Source organism: Bacillota bacterium (assembly GCA_033549065.1).
Taxonomy (GTDB): Bacteria; Bacillota; Dethiobacteria; order DTU022; family DTU022; genus JAWSUE01.
In genome coordinates this window covers 1-6,817 of record JAWSUE010000024.1, presented here as the reverse complement: position 1 = coordinate 6,817, position 6,817 = coordinate 1, and the positions used below count along the sequence as shown (strand labels likewise).

Below are 6,817 nucleotides of genomic sequence, written 5' to 3'. Positions count from 1 at the left end.
GATATCAAAGTCAAGCATATGCAAAGTTTCGGTAACAACTGGCCATGTTGAAAACAGCTGACCCCGGTAGTTCTCCAGAAAAAGCATAACTTTTTCATGGTGTGAATCGCTGCGATCGAACAAAGCAATGCACGGACCGGTATCAATCAGGGTGCTTTTCACGAATTTTCTCCTTTATTTTATGCTTGTAAGTTTCAGATAAGTTGCCATCTCCACTACTGTAACGACCAAACAGTTCTTTACCTAAGTCAAAGGGAGACTCCTCATTTTCAGCTTTAGCAATATACTCCTGGATGGCTTCCCTGACAATCTCCGACTTATTCAGTTTTTTTTGCTTTGATAGGTTATTAATTTTTATTTCTAAATCTCTTGGCAATCTGATACTAAACATTATAAACACCCCCCGTAATACACAGTGTAATACAAGTTGATATAAATGTCAAAAGATTATTTATGCCATTACAGACTTGACCGCTTCGCTCATTTAACATATAGTAAGAATGACCAGGGTGGTCACTTTTTGATTATCACTATTCTAAGGTGGAAATCATCTTGAAGAGATTCGATATTTTGAAACCAGAGAAGCAGCAGCGAATCATCAGTGCAGCCCTTAATGAGTTTACCCGTAACGGCTATAAAAAAGCTTCAACCAACCAGATAATCAAGGAAGCGGGAATCTCCAAAGGTTCGCTGTTTACTTATTTCAAAAATAAAAAAGAGCTATATCTGTTCCTACTTAACCATGTTACAAAAGTTATTGAAGAAATATATGCTGAAGTCGATTGGAGTGAAACAGATTATTTTGCCCGGTTAAAACAGCTGGGATTGGTTAAATATAAAGTATATAAAAAATACCCTCAGGCTTTTGATTTTCTTAATTCAACAGCAAAAGAAGATGCCGGGGAAGTTAAAAAAGAGATTGAAACTCTCAAACACAGCCTGATCTCCAGTGGAATGGAGAGAGGTTACGAAAATATTGATTACTCCAGGTTCAGAACGGACATCGACCTGGAAAAAACAAAGAATTTGATCAGCCTCGCTATTTTGGGCCTGGCCGAGCAGCAGAGAGCAAAAGTACAATCTATAGATGAAGTTGATGAGACCCTGCTTGATGAGTTTGATGAATATTTTTCCATAATGAAACGCTGTTTCTACAAAAAGGAGGCACAATAGCATGTTTATTGACGTTGCCGGTTTGCGCAAGAGTTATACGACGGGTACGGTAGTCACTGAAGTATTACAGGGTCTGGATCTTAAACTGAACAAAGGTGAAATCGGTGTTATCCTCGGACCGTCGGGCTCGGGGAAAACCACGCTGATGAACATTATTGGCGGCGTGGATCGGGCCGACAGCGGTGTGGTTTTGGTCAACGGGACCGAGATTACTGCCCTTGATGACGAGCAGCTAACCGACTACCGCCGTAACAACATCGGCTTTGTCTTCCAGTTTTATAACCTTGTGCCCAACCTGACAGCAACTGAAAATGTTGAGGTCTGTTCCAACATCAGTAAATTACCGCTCAAAATTGACGAAGTCCTGCAGGCGGTCGATCTATTAGACAAAAAACACCGTTTCCCGCGGGAAATGAGCGGAGGAGAGCAGCAGCGGGTCTCAATAGCACGGGCTATCGTTAAGAATCCCGGACTGCTGCTGTGCGATGAACCCACAGGCGCGATCGATTACGATACAGCCCGGGGTATCCTTGAGCTGCTGCAGCGTATAAACTTAGATTTCGGCACAACAATCCTGATGATTACGCATAACACACCTATTGCCGGAATGGCCCACACTGTTTTCCGCCTGCGAAGCGGTGAGGTGACAGAGCAATATCGTAACCAGGAGATCCTGCCGGCAGAAAGGATCGAGTGGTAATGACGCTTAACAAACGAATCCGCCGGATTATCAAAGAGAGAACACTTCGCTATGTAGGCATTTTCATCCTGATCCTGCTTGGCAGTTACACCTTTGTCCTTGCTTCCGGGCTTGCCAGAAACCTTTCAGTGCTGGTTAATAGCTTTACGGAAGAACATATGCAGGAAGATCTATCATTTCGCACCAACCGGCCAATCCCGGACCAAGCAGCCCTGGAAAACGCATCCGGTGCTGTTATCGAAGAGTATCTGAGTTATGATGCGCCTCTCTCAGAAACATTAACTTTAAGACTGCTCAGTGCAACAGAAAGGTTGAATATTCCGGCTCTCACAGAAGGTCAAATGTTTACCGGGTCCGATCAAATATTGGTTGACCCTGCCTTTGCCGCGGCAAACGGTTACCCCATCGGAAGCCGGATTGACATCGAGGGTGAATACTTTACGGTTACCGGTTTTGTTTCCCTGCCCCATTATATCTATCCTGTTCCGAATGTATACGACATTTTGTATTCGCCGGAAACTTTCGGTATCGGTGTGGTTGCAAGAGAAGTTATTGAGGGTTTAGAGAAAGAAAATATTGAAAGTTACTACTCTGTCCGTTTTATGGACAGAACGGAGAATATTAACCAGCAATCATTACATCTGCGCGGTTTACTGCAAGCTCAAGAAATTTTTCTATCAGAATGGATTGATATAACAAGCAACAGGCGAGCCAACATTATCTATGCCTCGATAACCGGCATGAGAACAATGAGTGTGCCGGTACCGGTGGCCATGTTTCTACTAAGCTGCCTGATAATTGGTATCATGCTTTGGCGTATGGTTCGTCGCGAATCGGTTATTATCGGTACTCTCTATGCCCAGGGTTATCGCAGGAAGGAGTTAATGGCCCATTATCTGGCTATTCCCCTGCTGCTGGCCTTAACCGGCGGAGTGGCCGGCAGTTTGATGGCTCTGCCGTCGATCGGTCCATCGGTGATGGCCATGGTTACATACTATAATATCCCGGTTAAGGCGATTGAGTTCAGCGCTTTGAATGTTCTAATTGCTATTGGAACGCCAACCTTGATTCTTGGTTTGAGCAGCTACCTGGTCATTCGTTCAGAGCTAAAACGCTCCCCGGCCGAGCTGATGAAAGGCAGCGAACAAAAAACAGGAATTAACTTTCTGGAGCGTGCAGTTAAACTGGAACGGCTTAAGTTCAATACCAAATTCAAACTGCGGGAACAGCTCAGAAGTATTTCGCGGTTGCTGTTTCTATTGATCGGTGTGGTCAGCGCGTCGGTTTTGATGCTATTCGGTTTTACGATCATGAGTTCCATGAATCAGGTTTTCCAGGGAGACCATACCGATATATACCAGTTTGAATATGAATATTCTTTCAGGGAACTGCAATATGATCCAGCACCGGAAGGCGCTGAAGTTTTCAGCGGAGCAATTTTTTATCCGGAAAATAATGAGCGGATTGAATTCTGGGTTACCGGTATCGAGGACGATTCGACCGGCTTAATCCTCAGGGACACCAGGGGCAATGTTCTGCCCAATAATCAGATAAACATCACCAAACCGTTGGCAGAACGTCTGGGGCTTAAAGCAGGCGATCAGATCAGCTTCATCCGCAAAGAAGATGGGAAGGCTTACAGCTTTAATATTGATGCAATAGCTGATTCCTACGTAGAACAGTTTATCTTTATGCCGATTAATCAGTTCAACTTGCTGCTCGGATACCCCGAACACAGTTACATGGGTCTGTTCAGCACCAGGGAGCTGGACATTCCCGCCAACCAGCTTTCGGGAACCAAAACTCTCAGTGATATCCCCAGCGCCATGGATGAACTGCTTGGTCCGATGATCTCGATGATTGTTTTAATCACCATTGTCTCTTCGGTCGTGGCGCTGATCATTATTTACCTGGTTACCTCGCTGATAATCGAAGAAAGTAAAAATACTATTTCCCTTTTAAAGATATTCGGCTACAAACGCCGGGAAGTCCATTCCCTGATTCTTGGCAGCTCTACCCTGGTTATTCTGGCCGGTTTTATCATTGCCGTTCCAATTGCCCTGGCCTCATTTGGCGCTGCATACGGATACCTTGGCAACATGATTAATTTTGTCTTGCCAACCGTAATCAGTCCGCTTTCAGTACTTTTCTGTTTTGCAATCATCATGCTCACCTATCAGTTCAGTAAAAAGCTAAGCGCCCGGGAGGTTAACGCTATTAACATGGGTAATGCGCTGAAATCTGGGATGGAGTGATATGCTGGAAACTATATCTACATCAGTTTCCACTTCCTGAGTTGAAAGTATTTCTTTCCGGTAAAAACCTGGGCGGGCAGGCTCCATTAAACAGGGCACTGGCATGAATTGATCTTTATTAATTTAATTTTCTCTTAGTGCCCGTGGTGCGTAAAGGTCAAAAACCTTTCTATGTCTCAGCCAAAAATATTCCTGTACCAGGCAAACCGCTGATGATTTCAACAGTTCAGGATGTAACTTTTCGTTTTGAAGCGGAAGATAATTTACGCAAACATTTAAGAGAACTGGAAGCATTAAACATCGTTTCAGCCACCCTGCGTAAAGCTGATACCATTGGCGAAATGGTTGAAATTCTGCTGGATGAAACCCTAAAAGCACTAGATTTGAAAGACGGAGCAATCTGCCTGCATGATCCGGATGAAGATGAACTGTTTATGGCAGCCAGAAGAGGTTGGCTTACCCAGCTGGATGTGGTCATGGCGAATTGCGTTATCCCTGGTGCCTCCAGGAATGGCCGGAATATACTGGCCAATCAATAAAGGAGCATCCACTGTCGGTGTCTTTGTTCTAACCGCAACAAACTCACATCAATTGTCCGATTCGGAGCAAAAACTTTTGTCCTCACTGGCGGAAATGGCCGGCACGGCAATTCACCGTCTCAGCTTGTTTGAGGATACAGTCAAACAACTACAGCAGTTGCACAGCCTGCGTTCAATTGATAAAACGATCAGCAGCAGCCTCGATCAGAAGCTGACTATGAACATTTTGCTCGAGCATGTTGTGGCGCAGGCAAATGTAGAAGGCGCCGCCATTTACCTGCTGCATCCTCATCTAAAAGAGCTTGAATATGCGGTAAGCCGGGGAGTAGATTCAAGTTTCCTTGAAGAAGTATATTTAAAACTGGGTGGAACAGCCGCGGGCAAAGCTGTACTTGAGCGGCGGATAATTATGGTGCCCGATAAAGCAGGACACCTTGACCCGATATGTGTCGCTTTGCTCAAGGCAACAAATTATAGAGGGTGCATCAACCTGCCGCTGATCGCCAAAGGCGATGTTAAGGGTGTACTGGTAGTGTTTCATAATCTTAACGTCAAACCGGAGAAAGACTGGCTCGATTTCCTGGAAATACTGGCCGGGCAGGCCAGCATTTCCATCGATAGCGCCGTGGTCGATGTTTATGATGCTTTAATTAGCGATCGCCTATACCGTAAAGCCTGGAGCAGAGAAGAAGCGGTTGAGCATATCAAGAAAGAAAGCGGTAAGCATTTTGATTCCCAGGTAGTGGTGGAGTTCTTAAAGGAAATTTAATACAGGGGAAAAGCATTTTATTTTTTATATTTCTGCCCGGGCGTACTCATGCATGCCAGCAAGTATTCATAATGGATTTCATTTTTGCTCTTCAAAAATAAACACTTTCTCTATGCTGCTTTCCAGGGAACGGGCAATTTTGTAGGCCAGCAGCAGAGAAAGATTATACTTGCCTTTCTCGATGTGGCTGATTGTTTCTCGCCTCACGCCGACTTTAGCAGCAAGCTGCTCCTGGGTCAGTTCGTATCGTGCCCGGAGCTCTCTGATTCTAGTTTTGAAGGTCACTTTCAACTTAAATCTCCTCTTTTCTCATAGTAGTTGAAAGAGAATACAAAAGTAAGAATCTGAGCTACAAACAGCAGGCTAAAGTAAATTACAAAAAATGAAATTACTGTTTCCGAAGAATCAAGGAACGATAGAATTATTGTGGCGACCGGAAAGCCGACCAGGGATACAATAAAAGCGCTTAGTCCAGCCTTAGCCATATTATGCCGGAGCATTTCATCATCAGTCTGTCTGGCCATCCCGAAAAACCCAAAGAAGCCAAATAAACCGAATAGTCCTGTATTTCCCGTCACTATCCCCAGTAAGCCCAAAAAACCAATTAACCCCAGGTACCATATTGGATTTTTTTTCATTGCAATTTTCTCCTTATGTTAGATATTTCATATAAAATGTTATTAATATATAACATTATATATGAAATATAACACATCGATTGTGTTAGTGCAACCCCCGAGATCAATTCTTTAAACCTTATCTCGAGGGTATTGGCTCACTCACGACGAAATCTTACTGAAGGATGATCATTAAATGTAATACTACTTGTACATTGCCGGGGGAAAGGAAAAGATTACGGGACGTAGAATCTAACTCACAGCAAAGGTATCGGAAGTTGGCACTACTGAAGAAAACTATCACAATTAACTTAAAATAAGGCTTCAAGCATCAACGTTACGGTAAAAACCTTTCCATCGCACGGTATTAAAGGAAGATGAGAATATGCGGGTCAAATCAAAGGTTGATTTGTGGATTGCTGTAGTTATTTGGGCCGGTATAGCAATTATGGCAGGAACAATAACTATGCAGCATGATCAACCAGTGATTGGCTATGCCATCGGTTTGCCGGTTATAGCGCTTTTACTTTGGGTTTACTACGGCACATATTATGAACTAAGGGATGACTATCTTTACTGCAGATGCGGGCCATTTTTCGAGAAAATAGCATATTCAAAGATCAAGTCGGTAAGGCTTAGCAGGAATATGCTTTCTTCAATGGCTCTGTCCCTGGACCGTATAGAGATAAAACAACATGGGAAGGGCTTTATTCTTGGAACTACCTACATTTCTCCTGAGAATCGTGAAGAGTTTATGAGAGAGC

9 protein-coding genes are annotated in these 6,817 nt (G+C 43.8%); 6 read left to right on the top strand and 3 right to left on the bottom strand.

The window, feature by feature from the left end; all coding sequences use genetic code 11:
• Positions 1-142: 142 nt before the first annotated feature.
• Positions 143-391, bottom strand: a complete 249-nt coding sequence (locus SCJ97_11315; GenBank protein MDW7740621.1) for a ribbon-helix-helix protein, CopG family — start codon at positions 389-391, stop codon at positions 143-145.
• Positions 392-552: 161 nt separating this feature from the next.
• On the opposite strand from SCJ97_11315, the gene SCJ97_11310 reads away from it, so the two are divergent.
• The 5 genes from SCJ97_11310 (at position 553) to SCJ97_11290 (ending at position 5,436) form a co-directional block, all read left to right on the top strand.
• Entirely contained in the window at positions 553-1,173 is a 621-nt protein-coding gene (locus tag SCJ97_11310; protein ID MDW7740620.1) for a TetR/AcrR family transcriptional regulator, read from the top strand.
• A gap of 1 nt (position 1,174) precedes the next feature.
• Positions 1,175-1,873, top strand: coding sequence for an ABC transporter ATP-binding protein (locus SCJ97_11305; GenBank protein ID MDW7740619.1), 699 nt, complete (start codon positions 1,175-1,177; stop codon positions 1,871-1,873).
• Entirely contained in the window at positions 1,873-4,128 is a 2,256-nt protein-coding gene (locus tag SCJ97_11300) for an FtsX-like permease family protein (protein MDW7740618.1), read from the top strand. Before SCJ97_11305 ends, SCJ97_11300 begins: the two co-directional genes overlap by 1 nt.
• 146 nt (positions 4,129-4,274) lie before the next feature.
• A complete protein-coding gene (locus tag SCJ97_11295; protein MDW7740617.1) occupies positions 4,275-4,667 on the top strand; it encodes a hypothetical protein in 393 nt (130 codons plus the stop codon).
• Entirely contained in the window at positions 4,639-5,436 is a 798-nt protein-coding gene (locus SCJ97_11290; protein ID MDW7740616.1) for a GAF domain-containing protein, read from the top strand. The genes SCJ97_11295 and SCJ97_11290 overlap by 29 nt, the downstream gene beginning before the upstream one ends.
• Positions 5,437-5,514: 78 nt before the next feature.
• Here SCJ97_11290 and SCJ97_11285 read toward each other — a convergent pair whose 3' ends face one another.
• Both SCJ97_11285 and SCJ97_11280 read right to left on the bottom strand, forming a co-directional pair.
• Positions 5,515-5,721 carry a helix-turn-helix transcriptional regulator gene (locus SCJ97_11285; GenBank protein ID MDW7740615.1) on the bottom strand — a complete coding sequence of 69 codons (207 nt, stop codon included), beginning with the start codon at positions 5,719-5,721 and terminating at the stop codon, positions 5,515-5,517.
• Positions 5,722-5,723: 2 nt separating this feature from the next.
• On the bottom strand, positions 5,724-6,074 hold the full coding sequence (locus SCJ97_11280) for a DUF3796 domain-containing protein (protein MDW7740614.1): 351 nt from the start codon (positions 6,072-6,074) through the stop codon (positions 5,724-5,726).
• Positions 6,075-6,438: 364 nt separating this feature from the next.
• Between SCJ97_11280 and SCJ97_11275 the strand changes: the two genes are divergently transcribed.
• Positions 6,439-6,817, top strand: a 379-nt coding sequence (locus SCJ97_11275; protein MDW7740613.1) for a PH domain-containing protein, incomplete at its 3' end; no start/stop codon positions are given.

Bases quoted from the DNA above. Each gene is read 5' to 3' on its own strand.
- SCJ97_11315 (MDW7740621.1), bottom strand. From the start codon at position 391: ATGTTTAGTATCAGATTGCCAAGAGATTTAGAAATAAAAATTAATAAC.
- SCJ97_11305 (MDW7740619.1), top strand. From the start codon at position 1,175: ATGTTTATTGACGTTGCCGGTTTGCGCAAGAGTTATACGACGGGTACG.
- SCJ97_11300 (MDW7740618.1), top strand. From the start codon at position 1,873: ATGACGCTTAACAAACGAATCCGCCGGATTATCAAAGAGAGAACACTT.
- SCJ97_11290 (MDW7740616.1), top strand. From the start codon at position 4,639: ATGGCCGGAATATACTGGCCAATCAATAAAGGAGCATCCACTGTCGGT.
- SCJ97_11280 (MDW7740614.1), bottom strand. From the start codon at position 6,074: ATGAAAAAAAATCCAATATGGTACCTGGGGTTAATTGGTTTTTTGGGC.